The sequence below is a fragment of the Streptomyces sp. NPDC001220 genome (assembly GCF_053597895.1).
The window spans coordinates 32,414-55,429 of record NZ_JBSFJE010000030.1; the positions used below are offsets into that span (position 1 = coordinate 32,414).

General features: G+C 72.1%; 23 protein-coding genes and 1 pseudogene. 10 read left to right on the plus strand and 14 right to left on the minus strand.

The window, feature by feature from the left end:
• Positions 1 to 93: 93 nt before the first annotated feature.
• The 6 genes from ACWDGI_RS42150 to ACWDGI_RS42175 form a co-directional block, all read right to left on the minus strand.
• Positions 94 to 1,044, minus strand: a complete 951-nt coding sequence (locus ACWDGI_RS42150) for a catechol 2,3-dioxygenase (RefSeq protein WP_450768346.1) — start codon at positions 1,042 to 1,044, stop codon at positions 94 to 96.
• Complete coding sequence (locus ACWDGI_RS42155) at positions 1,025 to 2,143, minus strand: 4-oxalomesaconate tautomerase (RefSeq protein ID WP_450768347.1); 1,119 nt, start codon at positions 2,141 to 2,143, stop codon at positions 1,025 to 1,027. The genes ACWDGI_RS42150 and ACWDGI_RS42155 overlap by 20 nt, the downstream gene beginning before the upstream one ends.
• Positions 2,140 to 2,862, minus strand: coding sequence for a 4-carboxy-4-hydroxy-2-oxoadipate aldolase/oxaloacetate decarboxylase (locus ACWDGI_RS42160; protein WP_450768348.1), 723 nt, complete (start codon positions 2,860 to 2,862; stop codon positions 2,140 to 2,142). Before ACWDGI_RS42160 ends, ACWDGI_RS42155 begins: the two co-directional genes overlap by 4 nt.
• Entirely contained in the window at positions 2,859 to 3,611 is a 753-nt protein-coding gene (locus ACWDGI_RS42165; protein ID WP_450768349.1) for a PIG-L deacetylase family protein, read from the minus strand. Before ACWDGI_RS42165 ends, ACWDGI_RS42160 begins: the two co-directional genes overlap by 4 nt.
• A 51-nt stretch (positions 3,612 to 3,662) precedes the next feature.
• On the minus strand, positions 3,663 to 4,313 hold the full coding sequence (locus tag ACWDGI_RS42170; protein ID WP_450768350.1) for a GntR family transcriptional regulator: 651 nt from the start codon (positions 4,311 to 4,313) through the stop codon (positions 3,663 to 3,665).
• 106 nt (positions 4,314 to 4,419) lie between these two features.
• Positions 4,420 to 5,277 carry a LysR family transcriptional regulator gene (locus tag ACWDGI_RS42175; RefSeq protein WP_450768351.1) on the minus strand — a complete coding sequence of 286 codons (858 nt, stop codon included), beginning with the start codon at positions 5,275 to 5,277 and terminating at the stop codon, positions 4,420 to 4,422.
• A gap of 140 nt (positions 5,278 to 5,417) precedes the next feature.
• On the opposite strand from ACWDGI_RS42175, the gene ACWDGI_RS42180 reads away from it, so the two are divergent.
• A complete protein-coding gene (locus tag ACWDGI_RS42180) occupies positions 5,418 to 6,224 on the plus strand; it encodes an EamA family transporter (protein ID WP_450768367.1) in 807 nt (268 codons plus the stop codon).
• 91 nt (positions 6,225 to 6,315) lie between these two features.
• Here the strand turns inward: ACWDGI_RS42180 and ACWDGI_RS42185 are convergent.
• Both ACWDGI_RS42185 and ACWDGI_RS42190 read right to left on the minus strand, forming a co-directional pair.
• Positions 6,316 to 7,245, minus strand: a pseudogene (locus ACWDGI_RS42185) (NAD(P)/FAD-dependent oxidoreductase); the annotation flags it as partial.
• Positions 7,221 to 7,625: a response regulator transcription factor gene (locus ACWDGI_RS42190; RefSeq protein WP_450768352.1), complete on the minus strand. Its 405-nt coding sequence runs from the start codon at positions 7,623 to 7,625 to the stop codon at positions 7,221 to 7,223. The pseudogene ACWDGI_RS42185 and the gene ACWDGI_RS42190, both read right to left, overlap by 25 nt.
• Positions 7,626 to 7,917: 292 nt before the next feature.
• Between ACWDGI_RS42190 and ACWDGI_RS42195 the strand changes: the two genes are divergently transcribed.
• The 5 genes from ACWDGI_RS42195 (at position 7,918) to hemC (ending at position 13,956) form a co-directional block, all read left to right on the plus strand.
• A complete protein-coding gene (locus ACWDGI_RS42195; RefSeq protein WP_450768353.1) occupies positions 7,918 to 8,958 on the plus strand; it encodes a zinc-dependent alcohol dehydrogenase in 1,041 nt (346 codons plus the stop codon).
• 132 nt (positions 8,959 to 9,090) lie between these two features.
• Positions 9,091 to 10,563, plus strand: a complete 1,473-nt coding sequence (locus tag ACWDGI_RS42200; RefSeq protein ID WP_450768354.1) for an MFS transporter — start codon at positions 9,091 to 9,093, stop codon at positions 10,561 to 10,563.
• Between the two features lie 287 nt (positions 10,564 to 10,850).
• Positions 10,851 to 11,810, plus strand: coding sequence for an ATP-dependent DNA ligase (locus tag ACWDGI_RS42205; RefSeq protein WP_450768368.1), 960 nt, complete (start codon positions 10,851 to 10,853; stop codon positions 11,808 to 11,810).
• A gap of 291 nt (positions 11,811 to 12,101) precedes the next feature.
• Positions 12,102 to 12,878 (plus strand): NPP1 family protein, encoded by a 777-nt coding sequence (locus ACWDGI_RS42210; protein WP_450768355.1) that lies wholly within the window; start codon positions 12,102 to 12,104, stop codon positions 12,876 to 12,878.
• Between the two features lie 142 nt (positions 12,879 to 13,020).
• Positions 13,021 to 13,956 carry a hydroxymethylbilane synthase gene (gene hemC, locus ACWDGI_RS42215; protein WP_450768356.1) on the plus strand — a complete coding sequence of 312 codons (936 nt, stop codon included), beginning with the start codon at positions 13,021 to 13,023 and terminating at the stop codon, positions 13,954 to 13,956.
• A 131-nt stretch (positions 13,957 to 14,087) separates the two neighbouring features.
• Here hemC and ACWDGI_RS42220 read toward each other — a convergent pair whose 3' ends face one another.
• From ACWDGI_RS42220 to ACWDGI_RS42235, 4 genes are all read right to left on the minus strand, one after another.
• On the minus strand, positions 14,088 to 14,618 hold the full coding sequence (locus ACWDGI_RS42220) for a hypothetical protein (protein WP_450768357.1): 531 nt from the start codon (positions 14,616 to 14,618) through the stop codon (positions 14,088 to 14,090).
• A gap of 198 nt (positions 14,619 to 14,816) precedes the next feature.
• On the minus strand, positions 14,817 to 15,671 hold the full coding sequence (locus tag ACWDGI_RS42225; protein WP_450768358.1) for an ABC transporter permease: 855 nt from the start codon (positions 15,669 to 15,671) through the stop codon (positions 14,817 to 14,819).
• Positions 15,631 to 16,458 carry an ABC transporter ATP-binding protein gene (locus ACWDGI_RS42230; RefSeq protein ID WP_450768359.1) on the minus strand — a complete coding sequence of 276 codons (828 nt, stop codon included), beginning with the start codon at positions 16,456 to 16,458 and terminating at the stop codon, positions 15,631 to 15,633. Before ACWDGI_RS42230 ends, ACWDGI_RS42225 begins: the two co-directional genes overlap by 41 nt.
• Positions 16,455 to 16,910, minus strand: coding sequence for a MarR family winged helix-turn-helix transcriptional regulator (locus ACWDGI_RS42235; protein ID WP_450768360.1), 456 nt, complete (start codon positions 16,908 to 16,910; stop codon positions 16,455 to 16,457). The genes ACWDGI_RS42230 and ACWDGI_RS42235 overlap by 4 nt, the downstream gene beginning before the upstream one ends.
• Positions 16,911 to 17,176: 266 nt before the next feature.
• Here ACWDGI_RS42235 and ACWDGI_RS42240 point away from each other — a divergent pair, with 266 nt between their 5' ends.
• Together ACWDGI_RS42240 and ACWDGI_RS42245 are read left to right on the plus strand one after the other, a co-directional pair.
• Positions 17,177 to 17,971 carry a SigB/SigF/SigG family RNA polymerase sigma factor gene (locus tag ACWDGI_RS42240; RefSeq protein WP_450768361.1) on the plus strand — a complete coding sequence of 265 codons (795 nt, stop codon included), beginning with the start codon at positions 17,177 to 17,179 and terminating at the stop codon, positions 17,969 to 17,971.
• A 260-nt stretch (positions 17,972 to 18,231) separates the two neighbouring features.
• Entirely contained in the window at positions 18,232 to 19,047 is an 816-nt protein-coding gene (locus ACWDGI_RS42245) for a VOC family protein (RefSeq protein ID WP_450768362.1), read from the plus strand.
• Between the two features lie 13 nt (positions 19,048 to 19,060).
• Here the strand turns inward: ACWDGI_RS42245 and glgX are convergent, their stop codons facing one another.
• Together glgX and ACWDGI_RS42255 are read right to left on the minus strand one after the other, a co-directional pair.
• Positions 19,061 to 21,205 (minus strand): glycogen debranching protein GlgX, encoded by a 2,145-nt coding sequence (gene glgX, locus ACWDGI_RS42250; RefSeq protein WP_450768363.1) that lies wholly within the window; start codon positions 21,203 to 21,205, stop codon positions 19,061 to 19,063.
• Complete coding sequence (locus ACWDGI_RS42255; protein ID WP_450768364.1) at positions 21,202 to 21,705, minus strand: pep a2; 504 nt, start codon at positions 21,703 to 21,705, stop codon at positions 21,202 to 21,204. Before ACWDGI_RS42255 ends, glgX begins: the two co-directional genes overlap by 4 nt.
• Positions 21,706 to 22,011: 306 nt before the next feature.
• Here ACWDGI_RS42255 and ACWDGI_RS42260 point away from each other — a divergent pair, with 306 nt between their 5' ends.
• Positions 22,012 to 22,305 carry a DUF5133 domain-containing protein gene (locus ACWDGI_RS42260; protein ID WP_360494053.1) on the plus strand — a complete coding sequence of 98 codons (294 nt, stop codon included), beginning with the start codon at positions 22,012 to 22,014 and terminating at the stop codon, positions 22,303 to 22,305.
• A 102-nt stretch (positions 22,306 to 22,407) separates the two neighbouring features.
• Positions 22,408 to 23,016, plus strand: a 609-nt coding sequence (locus tag ACWDGI_RS42265) for a maltotransferase domain-containing protein (protein ID WP_450768365.1), incomplete at its 3' end; no start/stop codon positions are given.

Below are 23,016 nucleotides of genomic sequence, written 5' to 3' on the forward strand. Positions count from 1 at the left end.
GCCACCCGGTGGACGGGGCAAACACCCAGGTGGCAAAGGGGGGTGGGTGACGCACGGCAGCGCGTCACCCACCCCCCTGCTGACCGAGACGGGTCAGTCGACCGGCGGTGTCCCGTGGGTGTGGAAGGACTCGATCGTCTTCAGGCCCCAGGCCTGGCCCTTGGCGCGTTCGGCCTCGGTCCAGGTGATCAGCGGCCAGTCGGGCGCCAGCACCAGCCTGGTGAGCGGGTTGCAGAGCTCGATGCGGTTGCCGCCCGGCTCGTAGACGTACAGGAAGAACGTCTGCTGGATGGCGTGCTTGTGCGGGCCGGTCTCGATGAACACCCCGGTGTCGATGGCGAGATCGGCAGCCCGCAGCACGTCCTCGCGGGTGTCGGTGGCGAAGGCGATGTGGTGCAGCCGCCCGGTCGAGCCCGTCCGGTCCGAGGTGTACACGACGTCGTACGACTTGTTCGTGAAGGTCAGCCAGCGGGCCGCGACCTTCCCGGTGTCGAGCCGGATCTGCTCGGTCGGCCGGGCCCCCAGCACCTGTTCCTGGAACTCGGCGTTGGCGAGCACGTCGGCGGCCAGGAAGTTGATGTGGTCCAGGCGGCGTACTCCGACGCCCCGGTTGGGCTTGGCCTGCGGCTGGTTCTTCAGCGCGGGCCTGAGCCCGTCGGGGGCCCGGTAGTGCTCGCTCTCCCAGTAGAGGGCGTGCTCGTGGCCGTCCGGGTCGGTGGTGACGTAGAGCTTGCCGAGGCCGGGTTCGTCCTCGGCCCAGTGGCCGGTGCCGCCCGCCTCCTCGACCGCCCTGACACGCCGGTCGAGGGCCTCCTCACTGGAGGTGCGCAGCGCGATCCGGCCGAGGCCGGGCCGGTCACGGGCGGTGAGGACCAGGCTGTGGCGCTCGTAGTCGTCGAAGGTGCGCAGATAGACCGTGTCGCCGTCCCGGCCGTTGACGGTCAGGCCGAGGTAGTCGGTGAAGAAGGCGACGCTGGCGTCCAGGTCCGGGGTGAACAGCTGGGCGTGGCCGATATGGGCGATGTCACCGAGGGGCGGAGCCATCGTTGCCTCCTTGGGGCTGTGCGGGGATGGCGGCGGCGCGGGGGAAGACCGTGCCGTCGAAGATCTTGCGGGCGGTGCGGACGACCGCGGTGCGGCGGGCGGCCGGCGGGGAGCCGTCGGATCCGGGGTCGACGCTGGTGTCGATCTCCAGGAATCCGGTGGGGTGTTCGATGCGGATCCGGTCACCGTGTTCCGGGAGCCGGGCGATCCCCTCCCCCACGCTGCCGGGCAGCCTGAGGCCCGCGGCCACGCTCGCGGCGCCGAGGACGCCGATCGAGGTGTGGCAGCGGACCGGGATGAAGGTCCGGGTGGTGACCGCGCCGCCGTCGCGGGGCGGGGCGAGCAGGCTGAGCTTGGGCACGGTGGCGGTCTCCACGTCCCCGAGGCCCATCAACTTGCCCGCCCCCAGCCGGATTTCGTGCAGGCGGTCGGCCAGCGCCAGGTCCTCCTCGAGGTCCTTGGGCGTCTCGTACCCGGTGACCCTGAGGTCGCGCGCGGCGACGAGCACGGTGGGCATGCCGTTGTCGACGCAGGTCACCGCCGTACCGGCGACGGTGTCGCGGACGTTCCCGGTGGGCAGCAGCGGGCTCTGCCCGGCCGGGAACTCGATCACCACCGGGGCGGCCGTGCCGGGCACGCCGGAGATCTCGGCGTCCCCGGTGTAGTCGACGCGGCCGCCGGGTGTGGGGAAGCCGGCGATGGCCAGCTCCCCCGTGTTGAGCATGCGGATCCGTACGGAGGTCGCACCGTCACCGGGGGCCACGAGCCCCCGCTCCACGGCGAACGGGCCGACTCCGGCGAGGATGTTGCCGCAGTTCTGACGATCGGTCACTTCCGGCCGGTCGACGGCTACTTGGAGAAAGAGGTAGTCGACGTCGGCCTCGGGGTCGGCGGACGGCGCGACCACCGCGACCTTGCTGGTGAGGGGGTGGGCACCGCCCAGGCCGTCGATCTGGCGCGGGTCGGGGCTGCCCATCACCCGCAGGAGCAGGTCGTCGCGGGCCGCGGGATCGGCGGGCAGGTCCTCGGCCAGGAAGTAGGCGCCCTTGGAGGTGCCGCCGCGCATCAGCATGCAGCGCACCTCCGCGGGCCCGCTCACGGGGCGGACTCCTCGTGCTCCTCGGGTCCCTTGTACTCCTCATATGACCGGTACTCGACCCCGAGCCGCTTCAGGGTGTCCCGCAGTCCGTAGCGGTCCAGGCCGAGCTGGCCCTCGACGAACGCGGCGCGGGTCGCGGCTTCCTTGGCCTCGCGCGCCTCGGACCTCTCGGCCGTCTCGCGGACCCGCTCCCGGGGTACGACCACGACCCCGTCGTCGTCGGCGAGGATCACGTCACCCGGGTTGATCACCTGGCCGTCGATCGCGATCGGCACGTTGACCGAGCCGCCGGTGGCCTTGACGGTGCCCTGCGAGGAGACCGTCCGGGACCAGGCGGCGAAGCCCATGTCCCGCAGCTCCTGGGTGTCGCGGATCCCGGTGTTCAGGACGGCCCCGCGTACGCCGCGCTGCCGCAGGGCGGTCGCGAACAACTCGCCGAACAGCCCGTCCGTGCAGGGCGAGGTGGTGGTGACGACCAGGATGTCGCCCGCGCCGCACTGCTCGACGGCCGCGTGGATCATGAGGTTGTCGCCGGGCCAGCTGAGCACGGTGACGGCCGTGCCCGCGACCCGCACGCCCTGCTGGACGGGCCGGATCCCCGGACCCAGCAGGCCGGTCCGGCCCATCGCCTCGCTGACGGTGGCGACACCGAAACCGGCGAGGGCGTCCACGTCCTTCAGCTCCGCCTTCGGCGGGTCGGTGACGATCACGCCGCTCATGCCAGCTCCTTCGCGATCTGCGGGAACGGCCGCATGAAGGCCTCAGCCATGGTGTCGTGCGCCAGGCCCAGGTTGGGGCCGGCGTTCCGCCTCAGCTGGACGCCGCGGCGGACGGCGAGGTCGGTGTAGTAGGCCCAGAGGTGTTGCTGGGCGCCGAGGCACTCCATCGCCTTGCGCTTGGTGTCCCAGACCTCGGTGATGTCGAGGAGCAGCTCGGGCCTGAAGCCGCTCATCTCGGGCTGGTGCGGCTCGAAGTAGAAGACCGGCGGGGCGCCGATGATGTCGCCCTCGCCCGGGTACCCGATGGCCTGGGCCAGGATGCGCGCCTCCAGGGCCATCCGGTTGGCGGCCGGGTGGTCGCCGTTGTAGGGGTCCTCGACGGGGTGGGTGAGCACGACGTCGGGCTGGGTCTCGCGGTAGACGGCCACCAGCCGGTCGGTCAGCTCGGCGGAGGCGACCAGCGGGTAGTCGCCGGCGTCGAAGAAGCGGACCTCGGCGCCGAGAGCGGCGGCGGCCTTCTCCGCCTCCTCCCGGCGTATCGCCTTGATCTCCTCGAGGTTCTTGCCCTCGCGCCACGCCTTGGCGGACTCCCCGCGCTCGCCGAAGGTCAGACACGCGATGGTGACCTTCTCGCCCCGGGACGCGGCCAGGGCGATGGCTCCGCCCGCCCGCCACACGAAGTCCCCGGCGTGCGCGGTGACGACCAGGGTGGATCGCGGTGGGGTGGAAGGCGCGTTGGCGTGCGTCATTGCAGAAATCTCCTTGGTGGACAGGTGTGCGCCCACCCAGCCCCGGGCGTCTCAGTCGCTCAGTGCGTCGATCACGCTCGTGAGGTGGGCGCGGACGGCCGCCTCGGCCGCCTGCGGGTCCCTGGCCCTGATCGCCTCGATCATCGCCAGATGCTCGTTCAGGGATTGCTGCGGACGCCCCGGGCGCAGCGCCAACTGGAAGCGGTGCCGCACCAGTTGGGCGTTGAGCCGCTCCAGCAGTGCCACGGCGGTCTGCTGGCCGGAGATCTCCCGGATCCTGTCGTGCAGCGCGTGGTTCAGCTCGGAGTAGGTGACCGGTTCGCCGTCCGCGACGGCCTTGGTCATGGCCGTCCCGAGGTCGGCGAGTTCGGCGAGGTGCTCGTCGCCGGCCGCGACGGCCGCCTTCGCCGCGCACAGTCCCTCCAGGACCATGCGGCACTCCGTGATCGCGACCGCTTCCTCCACGGTCACCACCCGCACCCGCGAACCGCGGTTGCGGATCCGCTCGACCAGTCCCTGGGCCTCCAGATCGATCAGTGCCGCACGGATGCTGGCCCGCGTCACACCGAACTCCTCGGCGAGTTCGTTCTCCACCAGCCGCTGGGCCGGGGCCATCTCGCCGTGCAGGATCGCCTGCCGCAACAGCGCGAGCGCATGCTGCTTGGCCTGCTCTCCGGTGCTCGGACGGGCTTCTTTCGGCATCGTTTGCCCTCCCTGAGTGAGTGCCTGTCGAACGTAAATCTAGCCAAACAAGATTGTCAACAATTTTGTCCGCCGTATTGCCGGGCGAACCGGCGGCCCCGTGCGCTCAGCCGGTGCGATACAGCTCGCTGAGCAGTTCCAGAACCCCCTGGCGCGCCGGGTGCGGATCGTCCCGCCACCAGGCCAGCCGGACGGCGACCGGTTCGGCGTCCCGCACCGGCCGGTAGACGATGCCGGGCCGCGGATACTGGTGGGCGGTCGATTCCGGGGTCACGCCGGCACCGCGCCCGGCGGCGATCTCGGTGAGCCAGTCGTCGACGGAATGCGTCTCCTCGACGGCCGGGCGGGATGCGGCCGGCCACAGTTCAGCAGTGGTGGTGCCGGTGCGCCGGTCGGTCAGGACGGTCCAGCCGGTGAGGTCGGCGAGCCGCACGGAGCGGCGCCGGGCCAGCGGGTCGTCGGATGCCACCGCGCACAGCCGCCGTTCCAGCCCCACGATCGCCGTGTCGAACCGCCGGTCCGCGAGCGGCCGCCGTACGACGGCCAGGTCGCAGGCTCCTTCACCCAGTCCGGCGGAGGCCGTGTTCACCCGCACGAGATGCAGGTCGGTCCCGGGGTGCGCGGCGGTCCAGCTCCGCTGGAAGGACACGGTGTGCCGCCCCACCGCCGACCAGGCATAGCCGATCCGCACCCGGGTGTGCCCCGAGCCGGCCTCCTGCACCAGGTCGGCGACGTCCGCCAGCACCCGGCGGGCCCGCTCCACCACCCGCAGCCCGGTCGCGGTCGGCGTCACCTCGCGCGAGGTGCGCCGCAACAGCCTTACGCCCAGGGCCCGTTCGAGCCCCGCGAGGGTGCGGGACACCGCGGCCTGGGACACCCCCAGGGCGATCGCCGCGTCGGTGAAGGTGCCCTCGTCCACGATGGCGACCAGACAGCGCAGCTGCCGCAGCTCGACGTCATCCATACGTGAAGCGTATAGATCCGGGAAGGCATGCATTTTGCGCAACGCTCGGCGGCGCGGAATCTGCTGTCATGCGACGAGTCCTGATACGCCCGGCCCCTACGACCACGGCCGCCGCCGCCGAGCCGGGACGCCTGGCCGGCGTGGCGACCATGTTCGGCAGCGGCCTGTCCAACCAGACCGGCGCGGCGATCGGTGCCCTGGCCTTCCCGGTCCTCGGCCCGCTCGGCGTGGTGGCGGTACGGCAGTACGTGGCCGCACTCGTATTGGTGGCCGTCGGCCGTCCCCGGCTGCGCGCCTTCACCTGGCGGCAGTGGTGGCCGGTGCTGCTGCTCGCGGCGGTCCTCGGCACCATGAACCTGACCCTGTACACCGCGATCGACCGGGTCGGTCTGGGTCTGGCGGTCACCCTGGAGTTCCTGGGCCCGCTCACCATCGCCCTGGCCGCGTCCCGCCGCCGGGTGGACGCGGGGTGCGCGGCGCTGGCGGCGGCCGGGGTGGTGGTGCTGATGCGCCCCCAGCCGTCGACGGACTACCTGGGGATGGGCCTCGGCCTGATCGCCGCGGGTTGCTGGGCGTCGTACATCCTGCTGAACGGAGTGGTGGGGCGGCGGATACCGGGAGCGCAGGGGTCGGCGGCGGCCGCATCCGTATCGGCACTGACGTTCCTGCCGATCGGAGTCGTGGTGGCGCTACGGCACCCGCCGACGGCCGGGGCCGTCCTGTGCGCGGTGGCGGCGGGTGTCCTGTCGTCGGCGGTGCCGTATCTCGCCGACCTCCTGACCCTGCGCCAGGTTCCGGCCCGGACGTTCGGCCTGTTCATGAGCGTCAACCCGGTCCTGGCAGCGGTGGCCGGCTGGGCGGTACTGGGGCAGAGCCCGGGGATGCCGGAGTGGGCGGGGACAGGAGCGGTGGTAGTGGCCAACGCGGTGAGTCTGACGCCCCGATAGGGGCGCGGGGCCGTATCGACATGCGGCTCCGCCGCGTGGGCGCGACCAGCCACATCCGGCCCGCACCTCACCCACCACCGAAACCGCCGTCTCAGTTCACGGCCTCCCCCCACCCCGCTCCGACCGCAATCGCCTGCCGCCATCCCCGAAGAACCTTCGGCGCCACCCCCACCGCGAGCACCCCGCTCAACCGCTCCCCGGTCCGGTACCCGGCGACGAACCGCCCCGCCGTCAACTCCCCCTCCACGACCCGCACTTCGTCGTGACCCCGCAGATACCCGTACGCCTGGATCCTCATGTCGTACTGGTCCGACCAGAAGTACGGCACCGGCGCGAACGGCTTGCGCGCCTCGGGGTTGAGGAGATTGCGCGCCGCGGCCATCCCCTGCTCCGCCGCGTTCGTCCGGTGCTCGATCCGCATCGACACCCCGAACAGCGGGTTGTACCAGCGGGCGACGTCACCGGCCGCGTACACGTCCCCCGCGGCCTCGCAGTACTCGTCGCAGACCACCCCGTCGCCCACGGTGAGCCCGCTCCCGGCCGGCCACTCCACGTTCGGCAGCGAGCCGACGGCGACCAGCACCTCGTCGGCGTCGATCGTCTCCCCCTCGGCGAGCCGCACCCCGTCATCGGTCACCTCGGCGACGGCGACCCCGGTCCGCAGGTCCACGCCGCGCTGGAGGTGGGCCCGGGCCAGCACCCTCCCCACCTCCTCACCGACCGCGTGCGCGAGCGGCACCGGCGCCGGTTCGAGGAGGGTGACCCGCGCCCCGAGCTTCCAGGCGACGGCGGCGGCCTCGGCGCCGAGGAACCCGGCGCCGACCACCACCAGCCGCTGTCCCGGCCCGATCCGCTCCCGGAGGGTCAGCGTGTCGTCGAGGGTGCGCAGCACGTGCGCGCCCTCCCCGGGCAGCCGGCGCGGCCGGACACCCGTGGCCACGATCAGCCCGTCGTACGGCAGCAGGGACCCGTCGGCCAGACGTACCGTACGGTCCGTCACGTCCAGCCCGGTCGCCGGGCGAGGACCTCGGCGATCCGGAAGGGCTTGGTGACGTAGTCCCGCTCACCGGCGCCGATCTCGGGCACCAGCCGGGCCAGGGACTCGCAGGCGGCCAGCAGCAGGACGGGCGGGCGGTACACCGGCTCGAAGCGCCCCCGGGCCAGGTCGGCCATGCCGGGCAGTTCGGCGTCCAGGACGACCAGGTCGAACCGCTGCGCCACGAGTCGCCGCGCCACCTCGGCCCCGCCGCCCGCCACACCGGTCCGGTAGCCGGCCAGCTCCAGGGTGGTGGTGAGGAGATCGGCGGTGTCCTGGTCGCCGACGGCGACCAGGAGCCGCTGTCCGCTGCCGCGGGCCGGCGGCCGGGGTGCGGGAGAGCTGTCGTACATGGGTTGACCCATTCGTTCGATGCTCGGGCAATTAGCTTGCTTGACTCAAGTAAGCCACATGTGCTTGCCTAACTCAAGTAACCGGGGCGCCACTGAGCGGCGGCCGCCCCGAGGGTCTGCCCCGGCGGACAGGCCCTGGCGCCGGACCCGTGGGGACGGGGACCTGCGCCGCCCTCGGGCCGGGACACCGGCCCACTCCCCCCGGCCCGGCACCCGGCCCGAGGGCACCTCCCCGGTCGCACCACCGCCGGGCGAAGCCGGACGCCCGCCCGCGTCAGCACCCCCAGAGAGCGAGAGTCACCCCATGGCCACGATGAAGTCCGTACAGACCGGCGGCGTCGGCAGGATCGAGGTCGTGGACGTCGAACGTCCCGTACCGGGCCCCAAGGACGTGCTGCTGAAGATCCGCGCGGGGGGCATCTGCGGCACCGACGTCACCTTCCTGCACATGGGCGGCATGCCCTCCCGTGCCCACCTGGGCGGCGACCTGGTCCCGATCGCCCTGGGCCACGAGCCGGCCGGCGAGATCGTCGAGGCCGGCGCCGAGGTCACGGGGCTGAAGGTGGGCGACCGGGTGGTCGTGAACCCGCAGGACGCGCCCACCGGGATCATCGGCTGCGGCGGCCGGTACGGCTCGCTGAGCGAGTACCTGCTGATCGAGAACGCCGAGGCCGGCCGGAGTGTCGCGGTGTTCCCGGACACCGTGCCCTTCGAGGTCGCCTCCCTCAACGAGCCGATGGCCGTCTCCCGGCACGCGGTCAACCGCTCCGCCGCCGGACCCGACGACAAGGTGGTCGTGTTCGGCGCCGGACCGATCGGGCTGGGCGCGGCGATCTGGCTGAAGCTGCGGGGCGTCAGACACGTGGTCGTCGCCGACGTCATCCCGGCCCGGCTGGAGAAGGCGCTGGCCGTGGGCGCGGACGCGGTCGTCAACTCGGCCGAGGAGGACGTCACCGCGCGGCTGACCGAGCTGCACGGGCAGAGCGCCAACGCGCTGGGCCAGCCCCGCCCGGGCACCGACGTCTTCATCGACGCGGCTGGTGCGCCGGCCGTCTTCGACACCGTGGTGGCCAACGCCAGGTGGCACGCCAGGCTGGTCATGGTCGCCGTCCAGAAGAGGGGCGAGGTCGATCTCGGCGGCATGCTGCGCAGCGAGCTGACCCTGGTCGCCTCGCAGGGCTACCCGACCGAGATCTTCGAGGTCACCCCCGAACTGGTCGAGCACCACGAGCGGTTCGCGAAGCTGATCAGCCACCGCGTCCCCTTCACCGAGGTCCACCACGCCTTCGAGCTGGCCCTGACACCGGGCGCCGCGGAGAAGGTCGTCGTCACCTTCGATGCGTAGCGGTGACGGGCGCCGGCCACAGCCCGAGGAGCGCGTCGGTGAGCCCGGTGGCCGCGTCGCTCCCTGTCCCGCCGTCTCCTTGTTCTGCCGGCTCCCTGTTCTGCCCTGTTCCGCCTATGGAGGCCCTCTCCCATGTCCGAAGCCCCTGTCCGGTCCGTCGGGTCCCCGAGACCGGCACGCCCCAATCCGAACGCGGTGGTGGCGGTGCTGGCCCTGGCCGGTATCACCGTCTCGCTGATGCAGACCCTGGTGATCCCGATCCTCCCGGAGCTGCCGAAGTACCTCGACGCCTCCGCGTCCAACGCGGCCTGGGCGGTGACCGCGACCCTGCTGGCCGCCGCCGTGGCCACCCCGGTGGCCGGCCGTATCGGTGACATGTTCGGCAAGCGGCTGATGCTGCTGATCAGCCTGGTGCTGCTGGTCTCGGGCTCGGTGGTGTGCGCGCTCAGCGACGAGCTGGTCCCGATGATCGTCGGCCGGACCCTCCAGGGTCTGGCGGCCGCCGTGGTCCCGCTGGGCATCAGCATCATGCGCGACGAGCTGCCGCCGGAGCGTCTCGCGGGCTCGACGGCGCTGATGAGCGCGTCGCTGGGCGTCGGCGGCGCGCTGGGCCTGCCGTCCGCGGCCTTCATCGCGGACCACTTCGACTGGCATGTGCTGTTCTGGACCTCGGCCGCCCTCGGTGCCGTCGCGTTCGCGCTGGTCCTGTTCCTGGTGCCGGAGTCCAAGGTGCGCTCGGGGGGCCGCTTCGACGCCGTCGGCGCCGTGGGCCTGGCGGTCGGCCTGGTCTCGCTGCTGCTCGCCGTCTCCAAGGGCGCCGACTGGGGCTGGGCGAGCGGCACCACGCTCGGCCTGTTCGCGCTCGCGGTCGTGGTCCTGGTCGCCTGGGGCTACTTCGAGCTGCGCACCACCCAGCCGCTGGTCGACCTGCGCACCACGGTTCGCCGTCAGGTGCTCTTCACCAACCTCGCCTCGATCGCGTTCGGCTTCTCGATGTTCGCGATGTCCCTGGTGCTGCCGCAGCTGCTCCAGCTGCCGGCCCAGACCGGCTACGGCCTCGGCAGGTCGATGATGACCGTCGGTCTGGTGATGGCCCCGCAGGGTCTGGTCATGATGGCCTTCGCCCCGGTCTCCGCCGCCATCACCAAGGCCAGGGGCCCGAAGATCACGCTGATGACCGGCGCGGTGATCGTCGCCGCCGGCTACGGCCTGAACATCGTCCTGATGTCCGAGGTCTGGCACCTGATCCTGGTCTCCTGCATCATCGGCGCCGGTGTCGGCTTCGCCTACGGCGCGATGCCCGCGCTGATCATGGGCGCCGTCCCGGCGTCGGAGACGGCCGCCGCCAACAGCCTCAACACGCTGATGCGGTCCATCGGTACGTCGGTGGCCAGCGCCGTCGCCGGCGTGATCCTGGCGCAGCTGACCATCAGCCTCGGCGGCGCCACCCTGCCCTCCGAGAGCGCGTTCAAGGTCGTCATGGCGGTCGGTGCGGGCGCGGCCGTGCTGGCCTTCGTCCTCGCCTCCTTCCTGCCCGGCCACCGGCCGGTGGACGCGGAGCCCGACTCGGCCCCGGCCGAGCCCGCGGCCGAGTCGGTGCACTGAGCGACCGGGCGGGGAGCGGGCCGTGCCTTCGGGGGGCGGCCCGCTCCACGGGCCCCGTCCGGCGTACCCGCACAGCCCCTCACATCCACCGGGCGATGACCAAGCCGGACGCCCGCGGCCGGGCCCAACGCGTGGTGATGGCCCATCAGACGGGTTGGTGCGGCTGCGGCCCCCGGCGAGCGGCTCCTGACGGCTGTTCGGGGGAACCGGCGCCGCGGGACGCGTGCCGCTGCCGTACTCGGTTCACATCTCCTGCCGTGACCACCGCCCTGCCGCTGATCCCGCCGATGCTCGCCACACCCGGCAGGCTGCCGCCCGCCGCGCAGGACGCCCGGTGGGCGTACGAGACCAAGCAGGACGGTCAGCGCGCGGTCGTCTATCTGCCCGGTGACGGCGGTCTGCGGCTGCGCGCCCGGTCGGGTGAGGACATCACCGCCGCCTATCCCGAACTGCGCCCGCTGGGCGCGATGCTGGGAAGGGTTCCGGCGGTCCTGGACGGCGAGGTGCTGGCCCTCGACGAGCACGGGCGCGCCGACTTCCAGCTGCTGCAGAGCCGGATGGGTCTGGCCCACGCCCCGGCCCGGGCGGCGCGGATGGCGGCCCGGGTCCCGGTCCATCTGGTGCTGTTCGACGTGCTGCACCTGGAGGGCGGCCCGCTGCTGCGGGTGCCCTACGCGCAGCGGCGCACCCGGCTGGAGTCGCTGGGGCTCGACGGCCCCTACTGGTCGACGCCCGGGGCCGTCGTCGGGCACGGCGCCGAGGCGCTGCGGGCCACCCGGGAACACGGCCTCGAGGGTCTGGTCTGCAAGCGGCTGGACTCGCCGTACGAGCCGGGGGTGCGGTCCCGTGCCTGGATCAAGATCCGGAACATGCGCGCCGAGGACGTGATCGTCGGCGGCTGGCTGCCGGGCAAGGGGCGCCTGACCGGGCTGCCGGGCGCGGTCCTGGTCGGCCAGCGGTCCGCCGACGGACGGCTGCGATACGTCGGCGGGGTGGGCACCGGCTGGAGCGAGGCGAAACGGACCGAACTGGCCGCGCTGCTGCGGGTCGCCGGCACCGACGCGTGCCCCTTCGACCCGGTCCCGCCGGTGCCGGGCGCGCACTGGGTGCTGCCCCGGCTGGTCGGCGAGGTCAACTACAGCACCCGCACCCGGGCCGGACTGCTGCGCCAGCCGTCCTGGCTGCGGCTGCGCCCGGACCTCACGCCGGAGGAGTCCGCGGCGGACCTGCCGGCCGGCGTCGACTGACCCTCGCCGGCACTGATCGGGCACACATCGACCCGGCGCGGATCCGGCGCACACCGACCGGCGCGGATCCGGCGCACACCGACCGGCGCTGATCCGGCGCACACCGACCGGCGCGGATCCGGCGCACACCGACCGGCGCGGATCCGGCGCACGCCGACCGGCGCGGATCCGGCGCACGCCGACCGACTGTTGGGCGGGGCTTCACCGGCGGGACGCCCAGGCCGTCTTGGCAAGGTCTTGACCGAAGGGGAAGCTGAACGTCCCTTCCCCCCACCGCAGTTGGAGGACCCCGTGTCGTCACGGACGTTCCGCATCGGTCGCCGCAGATGGCTGACCGGACTCGCCGGTGCCGCCGCCCTGGTCGTCGCCTTCCCCGCCGCCGCCTTCGCCGCCCCGCCGCAGGCGCTGCCCGCCAACGCCGAGACCGTCGAGAAGACCTACCAGCCGGCCTTCGACTACGACACCGACGGCTGCTATCCGACGCCCGCGATCGGCCCCGACGGCACGGTCAACGGCGGCCTCAACCCGACCGGCGCGCTCAACGGTTCGTGCCGGGACGCCTCCGACCTCGACAACACCAACAGCTACTCGCGCTACAAGTGCAACAACGGCTGGTGCGCCTACCTGTACGGCCTGTACTTCGAGAAGGACCAGGCGATAGCGGGCAGCAGCATCGGGGGCCACCGGCACGACTGGGAGCACGTCGTGGTGTGGGTGCAGAGCGGCCAGATCAAGTACGTGTCGACGTCCAACCACGGCTCGTTCACCGTGCACGCGGCGTCCGAGGTCCGCTTCGACGGCACCCACGCGAAGATCGTCTACCACAAGGACGGTGTCAGCACGCACTGCTTCCGGCTGGCCAACTCCAACGACGAGCCGCCGGAGAACCACAAGGGCACCTGGCAGTACCCGCCGCTGGTCGGCTGGAACGGCTATCCGGCAGGCCTGCGCGACAAACTGAGCGCCTACGACTTCGGCAGCGCCAACTTCGGCCTCAAGGACGCGAGTTTCGCCTCCCACCTCAGCTCGGCGAAGCCGTCGGGAATCACCTTCGACCCGGCAGCCTGACCCGGGCGCCCGGCCGGGCGCCGTGACCTGCGGCAGGCCCGTCGCCCGCTGCGCACGGCACCCGGCCCGGCCACGGCGGCCGTGCGCGGCGGCCGACAGCATGTCGGAATGCGCGGTCGGCACGAAGGTCTATCGTGTCCCCATGTCCGTGCCAGAGTTGATCCGTATCGTCTCCCGCGACTCCCCGATGGCGCTCGCTCAGGTGGCCCGGGTCCGGGCCGAGTTGGCCGCTCTTCATCCGCAGGTGCGCACCGAGGTCGTGCCGGTGAAGACGACGGGCGACAAGTGGCTGGGCGATCTGTCGCAGGTGGAGGGCAAGGGGGCGTTCACCAAGGAAGTGGACGCCGCCCTGCTGGCCGGCGAGGCGGATCTCGCCGTGCACTGCGTGAAGGACGTGCCGGCGGACCGGCCGCTGCCCGCCGGGACGGTGTTCGCGGCGTTCCTGAAGCGGGACGACATCCGTGACGCCCTCGTCCACCCGGGCGGCCTGACCCTGGACGAGCTGCCGCCGGGTACCCGGATCGGCACCTCCGCGGTCCGCCGGGTCGCCCAGCTGTCGGCCACCCACCCGCATCTGGAGTGCGTGCCGTTCCGCGGCAACGCCAACCGGCGCCTGGAGAAGCTCGCCGCCGGGGACGCCGACGCGCTGCTGCTCGCGGTGTCGGGCCTGGAGCGGATCGACCGCACGGACGTGATCACCGAGGTGCTGGACCCGGAGGCGATGATGCCGCCGATCGGCGCGGGCATCCTCGCCCTGCAGTGCCGGGAGGGCGACTCCGAGCTGATCGACGTGGTCAGCGGGCTCGGTGACCCGGACACCTACCGGGAGGCCACCGCCGAGCGGATGTTCCTGCACGTGCTCCAGGGCCACTGCAACAGCCCGATCGCCGGCTACGCCCGGGTCGACGGCGGCGGTGAGCTGTCGCTGCGCGCCTGCGTGTTCACCCCGGACGGCAAGACCCGGCTGAACGCGCACGAGTGGGCGGGCCGGCTCGACCCGGCCACGCTCGGCACCTCGGTCGCCGTGGCCCTGCTGCGCCAGGGCGCCCGCGAGATCATCGACGGCATCCCGCACTAGGGGCTTCGCTGGTGGCGCCGCGCCGTGATGGGTCGTCGTTCGGGTGCGGCGTCGTCGTGGCTGGTCGCGCCCACGCGGCGGCAGCCGCACATTCAATACATCCCCGCGCCCCTTCCGGGGCGCGTTGTCGCTCAGGAAGTGGTCGGTCCTGGTTCCGTCTGGTCCTTGAGGAAGGCGGTCACCTGGTGGGCCAGGCTGCCCGGTGCGGCGCTCTGGCAGGCCGCGGCGGTGGTCGACTCCAGCACGCCGATGCCGCCCGCCCACAGCCGGCGTTCCGTCCACTCCTCGTCGACACGCAGGTGGACCTGGATGTCCACCTGGGTCAGGGCGGCCTCCGGGCCGGCGGCGTAGAGGACGGCGGTGGCGCGGCGCAGCGGGTAGACGTCGAAGCCCTCGATGAACTGGGAGTTGCGCCAGTCGATGAACGCGCCCTCGCCGTCGGGGCCGACCCGGACGTCGATCTGGCCGTCCTCCAGTTGCACGCTGAAGTGACGGGAGCCGCGGTTCTCGATGGTCACCCGGGCACTGAAGTACGTAAGCCCAGCCGCGGCGTCGTCCCGGCCGCGTGGCGGCTCGGACTCCTCCAGGCGGTGGACGCGGACCCGCAGACCGGCATGCTCGTCGTACTCGTGCCAGTCCCCGACCACGTTCGGCTCGTACACAGTGCCCCTCTCGACCCCCGCTGTTTATCTGTGCGCTCAGCGCACTGTCAAATGAGCGGAATGCGCTGTGGCCAGGGGGTTCGCCCGCTTTGATCGCTGATCAAGCGTTGCGCAGCGGTTATCCCGCCCCGGGGGCCCGGGACGGGTCGCGGCCGCGTGCCGCACATCACGTCGGCGTCCGTCAGCCCTGCGGCCGGCTCAGCGGGCCAGCCGGCCGAGCAGCGAGGAGGCCGCGGTGATGCCGAGGACGGCGGCGACCGCCAGCACGGCGAAGTCGAGGCCGAGGTGCGAGGGCGTGCCGAGCAGCAGCCCGCGCAGGGCGTCGACCTGGTAGCTCAGCGGGTTGATCTTGCTGACCACCTGGAGCCACCCGGGCATGATCGCCACCGGGTAGAGGGCGTTGGAGCCGAAGAACAGCGGCATGGTGATCGCCTGCCCGATGCCCATCAGCCGGTCACGGCTGAGGACGATGCCCGCGATGCTCATGGACAGGCAGGAGAAGAACGCGGAGGCGAGGACGACGGCCAGCCCGACCCCGAGCAGCTTCAGCGGGTTCCAGGTGAGCGAGACCCCGAGGATCGCGGCGATGACGATCACCACGACGGCCTGGATCAGGGACTTCACCCCGGCCGCGAAGGCCTTGCCGGTGATGAGGGCCGAGCGCGGGGTGGGGGTGACGAGGAGCTTGTTGAGGATGCCGGCGTCGCGTTCCCAGATGATCTGGATGCCGTAGAAGATCGCGATGAACATCGCGGACTGGGCGATGATGCCGGGCGCGAGGTAGTCGATGTAGGGGATGCCGCCGGTGGGTATCGCCTTGATCCGGGTGAAGGTCTGCCCGAAGATCAGCAGCCACAGGGCGGGCTGTATCGCCCGGGTGTAGAGCTCGGTGCGGTCGTGGCGGAGCTTCTGCAGCTCGACGGCGCACATGGCGACGACCCGGGCCGGCAGCAGCCGCCACCCGGAGCGCGGCTGGGGCGGCGTCAGCAGCAGGGATGCTGCCGCCGTGCGCTCAGCCGACGCGGTTCGCGGTGCGGCGGGTGCTTCGGACATCGCGGAAACCTCCTGACTGGTCGTCGAGGCCGCTGCCGGCCACGTCGCGGAAGACGTCTTCGAGGGTGGGCAGGGTGTCGGTGCCCTGGCGTTCGGCGAGGCCGCGCCTGAGCTCGTCGGGGGTGCCGAGGGCGCGGATCCGGCCGCGGTGCATCAGCCCGACCCGGCCGCAGTGCTGGTCGGCCTCATCCATGTAGTGGGTGGTGACCAGGACGGTCATGCCGGTGGCTTCGCGCACGGCGTTGATCTGGTCCCACACCCCGGTGCGGGCGATCGGGTCGAGGCCGATGGTCGGCTCGTCGAGGATCAGCAGCCGGGGCGCGCTGACCAGGGCCTGGGCCAGTTCCAGCCGGCGGACCATACCGCCGGAGTAGGTGCCGGCGAGCCGGTCGGCGGCGTCGGCGAGGTCGACGGCCTCCAGCGCCTGTGCGACCCGCTCGGCGCGCTCGCGCCGGGGGACGTCGAAGACCCGGGCGAACAGGGCGACGTTCTCGCGTCCGGTGAGCCCGCTGTCGGCGGACAGCTGCTGCGGGACGTAGCCGAGCAGTCTGCGGACGGCCATCCGCTCCCGGCCGGTGTCATGGCCGAAGACGCGGACCATCCCGGCGGGGACCGGAAGCAGGGTGGTGATGCAGCGGATGGCGGTGGTCTTGCCGGCGCCGTTGGGGCCGAGCAGTCCGAAGACCTCGCCCTCGCCGACGGTCAGGTCGAGCCCGTCCACGGCCCTGGTCTCCCCGAAGGTGTAGGAGAGCCCTGTGCAGGCGACTGCGGTGGTGTCCGGCGTCATGATTCCTCGGCCTCCTCGTGCAGGGTGACGGCCAGCTTGCGCAGCGCCGGAAGCGCGGCCTCGAGCGCCGCCCGGTCCGCCTCGTCGAGCCGTGACACATGGCTCACGACCAGGTCCGCGCGGCGCCGCTGCCAGTCGGCGAGGCGTTTCTCGGCGGCCTCGGTCAGCAGCAGCCGGGCGGCCCTGCGGTCCCCGGGGTCGGTCTCGCGGAGCAGGAAGCCGTCCCTGGCCAGCTGGTTGACGAGGGTCGACACCGAGTTGCTCGCCAGGTACAGCTCCTTGGCCGCGTCCGAGATGCCGATCCCGGGCCGCGCCTCGACCAGCCGCAGCAGCTCCACCTCGGCGCCGCGCAGCCGGGGCAGCGCGAGCCCGCGGCGTAGTCGGCGGCGGATCAGCCGCTGAATCCCGACGAGCGCGTCGGCCAGCTCTTCCGGGAACGTCTCCGATTTCACACCTGGAAGATTACCTCTGCTACAGAGGTAATCCCACCCAAGGGACGGTCAAGAGCCGGAGGCCGAAGTGGCGACAGCAATCTCGCCCTTTCAGGCGGATTGTTTGGATTTGCCCCATTCGGGGCATCTGCTTGTCAGTGCTTCGGACCGGAGGCACGTGCGTGGGAGCCGCCTTCCGCCGGTGCCCCCGTGTTCTCCCCGGGGTCCGAGGTGCGTTCCTCCCACGGTGTCCGTCCACACAGCACCCGTTGAGGGAGGTGCGCCCCATGCGTGCCACCACCGTCACCACCAAGCCCCATCCACACGACGACGCCCCCGACACGGCAGCGGACTTCGTGCGGCTGGCCGGGCTGCCCGAGGGCCCGGAACGCCGGGCCCTGCGGGACGGGCTGGTCGAGCTCTGGCTGCCCATGGCCGAGCGGATCGCCGTACGGTTCCGCGGCCGCGGGGAGGCCCTGGAGGATCTCTGCCAGGTCGCCGCGCTGGGGCTGGTCAAGGCCGTCGACCACTACGACCCGGCGCGCGGGCGGGCCTTCGAGGCGTACGCCGTGCCGACGATCACCGGTGAGATCAAGCGCCACTTCCGTGACCACATGTGGACCCTGCACGTGCCGCGCCGGGTCCAGGAACTGCGCAACCGGGTCCGGGTCGCCCTCAAGGAGCTGGACCAGGCCTCCCCGGGCGGCATGCCCACCGTCGCCGAGATCGCGGAGCGGACCCAGCTCACCGAGAGCGAGGTGCGGACCGGGATGGAGGCCCTGGACTGCTTCTCGGCGCTGTCGCTGGACGCCGAGGTGTCCGGCGCCGACGGCTACGCGCTCGGTGACACCCTGGGCGGCCCCGATCCGGGCTACGACCTGGTCGTCGACCGCACCGCGGCCGAGCCCTGCCTGCAGAGCCTTCCCGAGCGCGACCGGCTCATCCTCTACCTGCGGTTCTTCCGCGGTATGACACAGAGCCGGATCGCCGAGCAGCTGGGCGTGTCGCAGATGCACGTGTCCCGTCTGCTCACGGCCTGCTTCGAGCGGCTGCGCGAGGAGCTGCTCGCCGAGACGGGCTGAGTCTCACCCGGACGGTGCGCCGGGAATCCGCGTAGGCCCGTACGAGTCGGCGGCGTCCTGCGGTTCGGCACGGATCTCGGCGGGCATCGCCCCGGTGGAGGGCCGAGTCCGCCCCCGCTCTCGCCCACTCCCCCGTCGTCGTCACTCGCCTGGTGGAGTGCCACCGGGGTACTCGGCAGGCATCCCGGCCGCTTCCGGTTGGACACTGGTGTCAGACCGGTGGTTCCCCCGGCCGGCCCCGACCCCAGGACGCGAGTGCCATGAACAACGACACGCCTGCCCCCGGCCCCGTGAAGAAGCAGCGAGACATCGTCTCCACGCACTCGGTCTTCGGCGCCCCGTGCTGGGTGAGCCTGACCAGCCGCGACCTGCAGACGACCGAGGACTTCTACAGCGCCGTACTCGGCTGGCGATGGCGCAGTGTCCGGCTCGGCGACCACTTCCGGATCGCCCTGGCGGACGGGGTGCCGGTCGCGGGCATCGCCGCGGTCGCCGCGATGTGGCAGATGGCGGTGGCCTGGACGCCGTACTTCGCCGTCGAGAACGCGGACGAGGCGGTCGCCCGGGCCCGTGAGCGCGGCGGTACGCCGGCGGTGGGGCCGCTGTCCTTCCCGCCCGGCCGTGCGGCACTGCTCGCGGACCGGGACGGGGCGATCTTCGGCATCTGGGAGGGCCAGCTGGTCTCCAACTGGGAGATCTGGCGGCAGGCCGCACCCACCTTCATCCGCCTGCACACCCGCAACGCCTTCGACTCGGCGATCTTCTACGGCGAGGTGCTCGGCTGGGCCTCCGAGAAACAGGGCTGCTGCGAGGTCGAGTACGACGGCGGCGAGGTCGTGCTGCGCAGCCGGGGCGACGCCGTGGCCCGGATCGACTCCGGGGCGGTGGAGGCGGCCCCCGATCCCACCGTACGGCCGCACTGGCAGATCCACTTCGCGGCCAACGACGTCGCCGAGTGTGCCCGCGCGGCCGAGAAGCACGGCGGCAGCGTCCTGCAGGAGAAGGACACCGAGGCCATCCTGCGCGACCCGGACGGGGCGCAGTTCACCGTGACCGCGCGCCCCTTGCGTCCCTGATCCCTCCGGTTCCTCAGCCCTTGCCGCGGGAGGGCCGGGACAGCAGGACCAGGCTGCGGGCCTCGGCACGCAGCCTGGTCCCCGCCTTGCGCTCACGCTCGTCGGGGATGCCGTCGGGTTCGGCGGTGTCGATGAGGGCCGTCCAGCGCTCGCCGTAGGAGTCGTCGGGCAGCCGGAAGTCGACCGGTTCCCAGAAGCTGTTGAGGAGCAGCAGGAACGAGTCGTCGACCAGGCGCCGGCCGTAGGGGTCGCGTTCGGCGATGGCGTCGCCGTTGAGGAAGACACCGACCGAGTGCGCGTCGGGACGCTCCCAGTCCTGGTCGGTCATCTCGCTGGCGTCGGGCAGCAGCCAGACCAGGTCGGGCAGCGGCTGTCCGCGGTGCACGGCGGTCTCGCCGCGGAAGAAGCGGCGCCGGCGCAGCACCGGGTGGGCGGCGCGCAGCCCGATGACGTACCGGCTGAAGTCGCTGAGCGTCCGCTGTTCCTCGGTGAGTTCCCAGTCGGTCCAGGAGACCTCGTTGTCCTGGCAGTAGGCGTTGTTGTTGCCGCGCTGGGTGCGGCCGAGTTCGTCGCCGTGGCTGAGCATCGGGATGCCCTGGGACAGCAGCAGGGTGGCGAGGAAGTTGCGCTGCTGACGGGCCCGGAGTTCGAGGACCGCCGGGTCCTCGGTGTCGCCCTCGGCGCCGCAGTTCCAGGACCGGTTGTGGCTCTCGCCGTCCCGGTTGTTCTCGCCGTTGGCCTGGTTGTGCTTGTCGTTGTAGGACACCAGGTCGCGCAGGGTGAAACCGTCGTGCGCGGTGACGAAGTTGACGCTCGCGCGCGGCCGGCGCCCCCGGTGCTGATAGAGGTCGGAGGAGCCGGTGAGCCGGGAGGCGAACTCACCGAGCGAGCCCGGCTCCGCCCGCCAGAAGTCCCGTACGGCGTCCCGGTACTTGCCGTTCCACTCCGACCACAGCGGCGGGAAGTTGCCGACCTGGTAACCGCCCTCCCCCACGTCCCAGGGCTCGGCGATGAGCTTCACCCGGCTGATCACCGGGTCCTGCTGGATCAGGTCGAAGAACGCCGAAAGGCGGTCCACCTCGTGGAACTGCCGCGCCAGGGTGGCGGCGAGGTCGAAGCGGAAGCCGTCGACATGCATCTCGGTCACCCAGTACCGCAGCGAGTCCATGATCAGCTGGAGGACGTAGGGGTGGCGCATCAGCAGGCTGTTGCCGGTGCCGGTGGTGTCGTAGTAGTGCGCCCAGTCGCCGTCGACCAGCCGGTAGTAGGAGGCGTTGTCGATGCCCCGGAAGGACAGCGTGGGGCCCATCTCGTTGCCCTCGGCGGTGTGGTTGTAGACCACGTCGAGGATCACTTCGAGGCCGGCCGCGTGCAGCGCCTTGACCATCGCCTTGAACTCGTTGACCTGCTGGCCCCGGCTGCCGAAGGCGGCGTAGGCGTGGTGCGGGGCGAAGAAGCCGATGGTGTTGTAGCCCCAGTAGTTGGACAGGCCCCGGTCCTGCAACACCCCGTCCTGCACGAACTGGTGGACCGGCATCAGCTCGACCGCCGTGACGCCGAGCGAGGTCAGGTGCTCGATGACGGCCGGGTGCGCGAGACCGGCGTAGCTGCCCTGGAGCCGTTCGGGTACCTCCGGATGGGTGCGGGTGAGGCCGCGGACATGGGCCTCGTAGATCACCGAGTCGGAGTAGGCCCGCCGGGGCGGCCGGTCGTCGCCCCAGTCGAAGTAGGGGTCGGTGACCACGCCGAGCATGGAGTGCCCGGCGCTGTCGGCCGGGGCCGGCCCGCCCGGTGTGCGCTCGTACAGGGACGCGTGGTTGTCGATCTGGCCGTCGACCGCCCGGGCGTACGGGTCCAGGAGCAGCTTCGCCGGATTGCACCGGTGGCCGACCTCCGGGTCCCAGGGGCCGGTCACCCGGTAGCCGTAGCGCTGCCCGGGCCCGACGCCGGGCAGGTAGGCGTGCCAGACGAAGCCGTCGACCTCGGTCAGCGGCACCGGCCGCTGGGTGCCGGCGTCGTTCACCAGGACCAGCTCGACCCGCTCGGCGACCTCGCTGAACAGGGCGAAGTTGGTGCCCTGTCCGTCGAAGGAGGCGCCCAACGGGTAGGGGTGCCCGCTCCATACGGGCACCCCTTTCCGGGACTTCCGAGCCGTCACCGGGCGCCCTCCAGGACGCCTTCGGCGGCTGCGGCCAATTGGGCGACGGGGACGGCGCGGGGCACCCGGAGCGTCCGGCGCAGGCTGGGCGCCGGCGCGGTCGTGACCAGCGGGACGCGCTCACCGGACCGGGCTCGCTGCGAGAACCAGATGATCTTGCTGCCGGTCTCCGGGGCACAGCACCCCCAGCCGTCGCTGGTGGCGGCGAGGTGCGCCAGGCACGACCGCAGGTCCTGATCGGGGCGCAGATCACGGTCGTCGTCACCGATGGCGGTGATGAGATGCTGCCCGTTCCACCACATCTCGATGGACATGTGCTTGTCCGTCGCATGCTGGTCGATGGCGGTCAGCAGCAGTTCGGCACCGCGGCAGACGGGGTCCACGAGGTTGTCGAGGTCCCAGTAGCGCAGATGGGCGGCCAAGATGCGGCTGACCTGTCCCACCCGTTCCGGGCTGACCTCCACGTCGAGGTGGTAGTAGCAGGGCACTGCGGTCTTCATTGTCGCTGGCTCCTCACCCGGCGCGGCTCCCGCTCCCCTCACCCGTCCGGAAATCCGTTCCCGACGCGTAGCGTGAGCACTGATCGCTTCTGAGTCACCTCCCACAGTGCGGGCGCTACGCCATTCGTGCAACACGAGAGCCGCGTGGGGTGGTTGAAGATCCAACAAGACGCTCCGTCGTCATCCGTGCACCATGAGTGAAAGCCTCGATTCGCCGTAACGGCTCCGTGCCCTTCCGTGCCCGGACGCTCCCCGACCGTCGGGGACACGTGCCCACTCGAGAGCGTCGGAAGGAAAGACACGGCCATGCTGCTACCCGCGAAGGCCGAGGTGGCCCGGCAGCTGCGGCGCTACCGGGCGTGGGAGCGCGTCATGCTCGCCTCGCCGCAGGACCGCGAGGTGCGGTCCACCTTCGAGGACTCGGGCTACACGCTGTGTGTGCTGATGGGCAAGCGCTGCGCCCGGGAGGCGGTGGACGCGGCCGAGCGCTATCTGCGCACCAGCCTCGTCACTTATCTGCGGGAACAGGGCGGGCGGGCCCAGCTGAGCGGGAAGGTCCGGCGGGGTCCGCCCTCGGACCGGAGTTCCGCGCGGCAGTGATCCGCAGGCGGACCCCGCGGGAGGACACCTCGTCCGCCCGCGCACTACGGACCGCGGAGCCGGGCCACGGGCCCGGCTCCGCGCATGGCGGAGGTGAGACCCATGAAGGCGACAGAGGCCATCGGCCGTGTTCCGGTGCGTGACGTGCAACCGGCCGTGGACGGCGGCGGGCGTCCGGCGAAGGCGGTCCCCGGCGAGACCTTCCGGGTCACCGCCACCGTCTTCCGCGAGGGTCATGACGCCGTCGGCGCCAATGTGGTGCTGTGCGACCCCGCGGGCCGGCCCGGTCCCTGGACCCCGATGCGGGAGCTGGTGCGCGGTACCGACCGCTGGGGCGCCGAGGTCACCCCGGACGCGACCGGCCGCTGGACGTATCACGTGGAGGCCTGGAGTGCCCCGCTCACCACCTGGCGGCGGCACGCCCGGATGAAGATCCCGGCGGGCATCGACACCGGTCTGGTCCTGGAGGAGGGCGCCGAACTGTACGCGCGCGCGGCCGCCCGGATGCCCGCGGGAGCGGAGCGCGAGCGGGTCGCGGCGGCGGCCCGGGCCCTGGGCGACGACACCCTCCCCCTGCACACCCGTCTGGCGAACGCGCTGACCCCCGAGGTCGACGAGATCCTGACCCGGTATCCGCTGCGGGAACTGGTCACCTGCTCCGAGCCGTTGCCGCTGCTCGTCGAGCGCGAGCGGGCCCTGTACGGCTCCTGG

What these genes read in the sequence shown, in the direction of transcription:
- ACWDGI_RS42160 (WP_450768348.1), bottom strand. Translation starts at nt 2,862, where the DNA reads ATGAGCGGCGTGATCGTCACCGACCCGCCGAAGGCGGAGCTGAAGGAC.
- ACWDGI_RS42230 (WP_450768359.1), bottom strand. Translation starts at nt 16,458, where the DNA reads ATGACGCCGGACACCACCGCAGTCGCCTGCACAGGGCTCTCCTACACC.
- ACWDGI_RS42240 (WP_450768361.1), top strand. Translation starts at nt 17,177, where the DNA reads ATGCGTGCCACCACCGTCACCACCAAGCCCCATCCACACGACGACGCC.
- ACWDGI_RS42165 (WP_450768349.1), bottom strand. Translation starts at nt 3,611, where the DNA reads ATGACGCACGCCAACGCGCCTTCCACCCCACCGCGATCCACCCTGGTC.
- ACWDGI_RS42205 (WP_450768368.1), top strand. Translation starts at nt 10,851, where the DNA reads ATGCTCGCCACACCCGGCAGGCTGCCGCCCGCCGCGCAGGACGCCCGG.
- ACWDGI_RS42170 (WP_450768350.1), bottom strand. Translation starts at nt 4,313, where the DNA reads ATGCCGAAAGAAGCCCGTCCGAGCACCGGAGAGCAGGCCAAGCAGCAT.
- ACWDGI_RS42255 (WP_450768364.1), bottom strand. Translation starts at nt 21,705, where the DNA reads ATGAAGACCGCAGTGCCCTGCTACTACCACCTCGACGTGGAGGTCAGC.
- ACWDGI_RS42150 (WP_450768346.1), bottom strand. Translation starts at nt 1,044, where the DNA reads ATGGCTCCGCCCCTCGGTGACATCGCCCATATCGGCCACGCCCAGCTG.
- ACWDGI_RS42175 (WP_450768351.1), bottom strand. Translation starts at nt 5,277, where the DNA reads ATGGATGACGTCGAGCTGCGGCAGCTGCGCTGTCTGGTCGCCATCGTG.
- ACWDGI_RS42200 (WP_450768354.1), top strand. Translation starts at nt 9,091, where the DNA reads ATGTCCGAAGCCCCTGTCCGGTCCGTCGGGTCCCCGAGACCGGCACGC.
- hemC (WP_450768356.1), top strand. Translation starts at nt 13,021, where the DNA reads ATGTCCGTGCCAGAGTTGATCCGTATCGTCTCCCGCGACTCCCCGATG.
- ACWDGI_RS42245 (WP_450768362.1), top strand. Translation starts at nt 18,232, where the DNA reads ATGAACAACGACACGCCTGCCCCCGGCCCCGTGAAGAAGCAGCGAGAC.
- ACWDGI_RS42260 (WP_360494053.1), top strand. Translation starts at nt 22,012, where the DNA reads ATGCTGCTACCCGCGAAGGCCGAGGTGGCCCGGCAGCTGCGGCGCTAC.
- ACWDGI_RS42225 (WP_450768358.1), bottom strand. Translation starts at nt 15,671, where the DNA reads ATGTCCGAAGCACCCGCCGCACCGCGAACCGCGTCGGCTGAGCGCACG.
- ACWDGI_RS42190 (WP_450768352.1), bottom strand. Translation starts at nt 7,625, where the DNA reads ATGGGTCAACCCATGTACGACAGCTCTCCCGCACCCCGGCCGCCGGCC.
- ACWDGI_RS42195 (WP_450768353.1), top strand. Translation starts at nt 7,918, where the DNA reads ATGGCCACGATGAAGTCCGTACAGACCGGCGGCGTCGGCAGGATCGAG.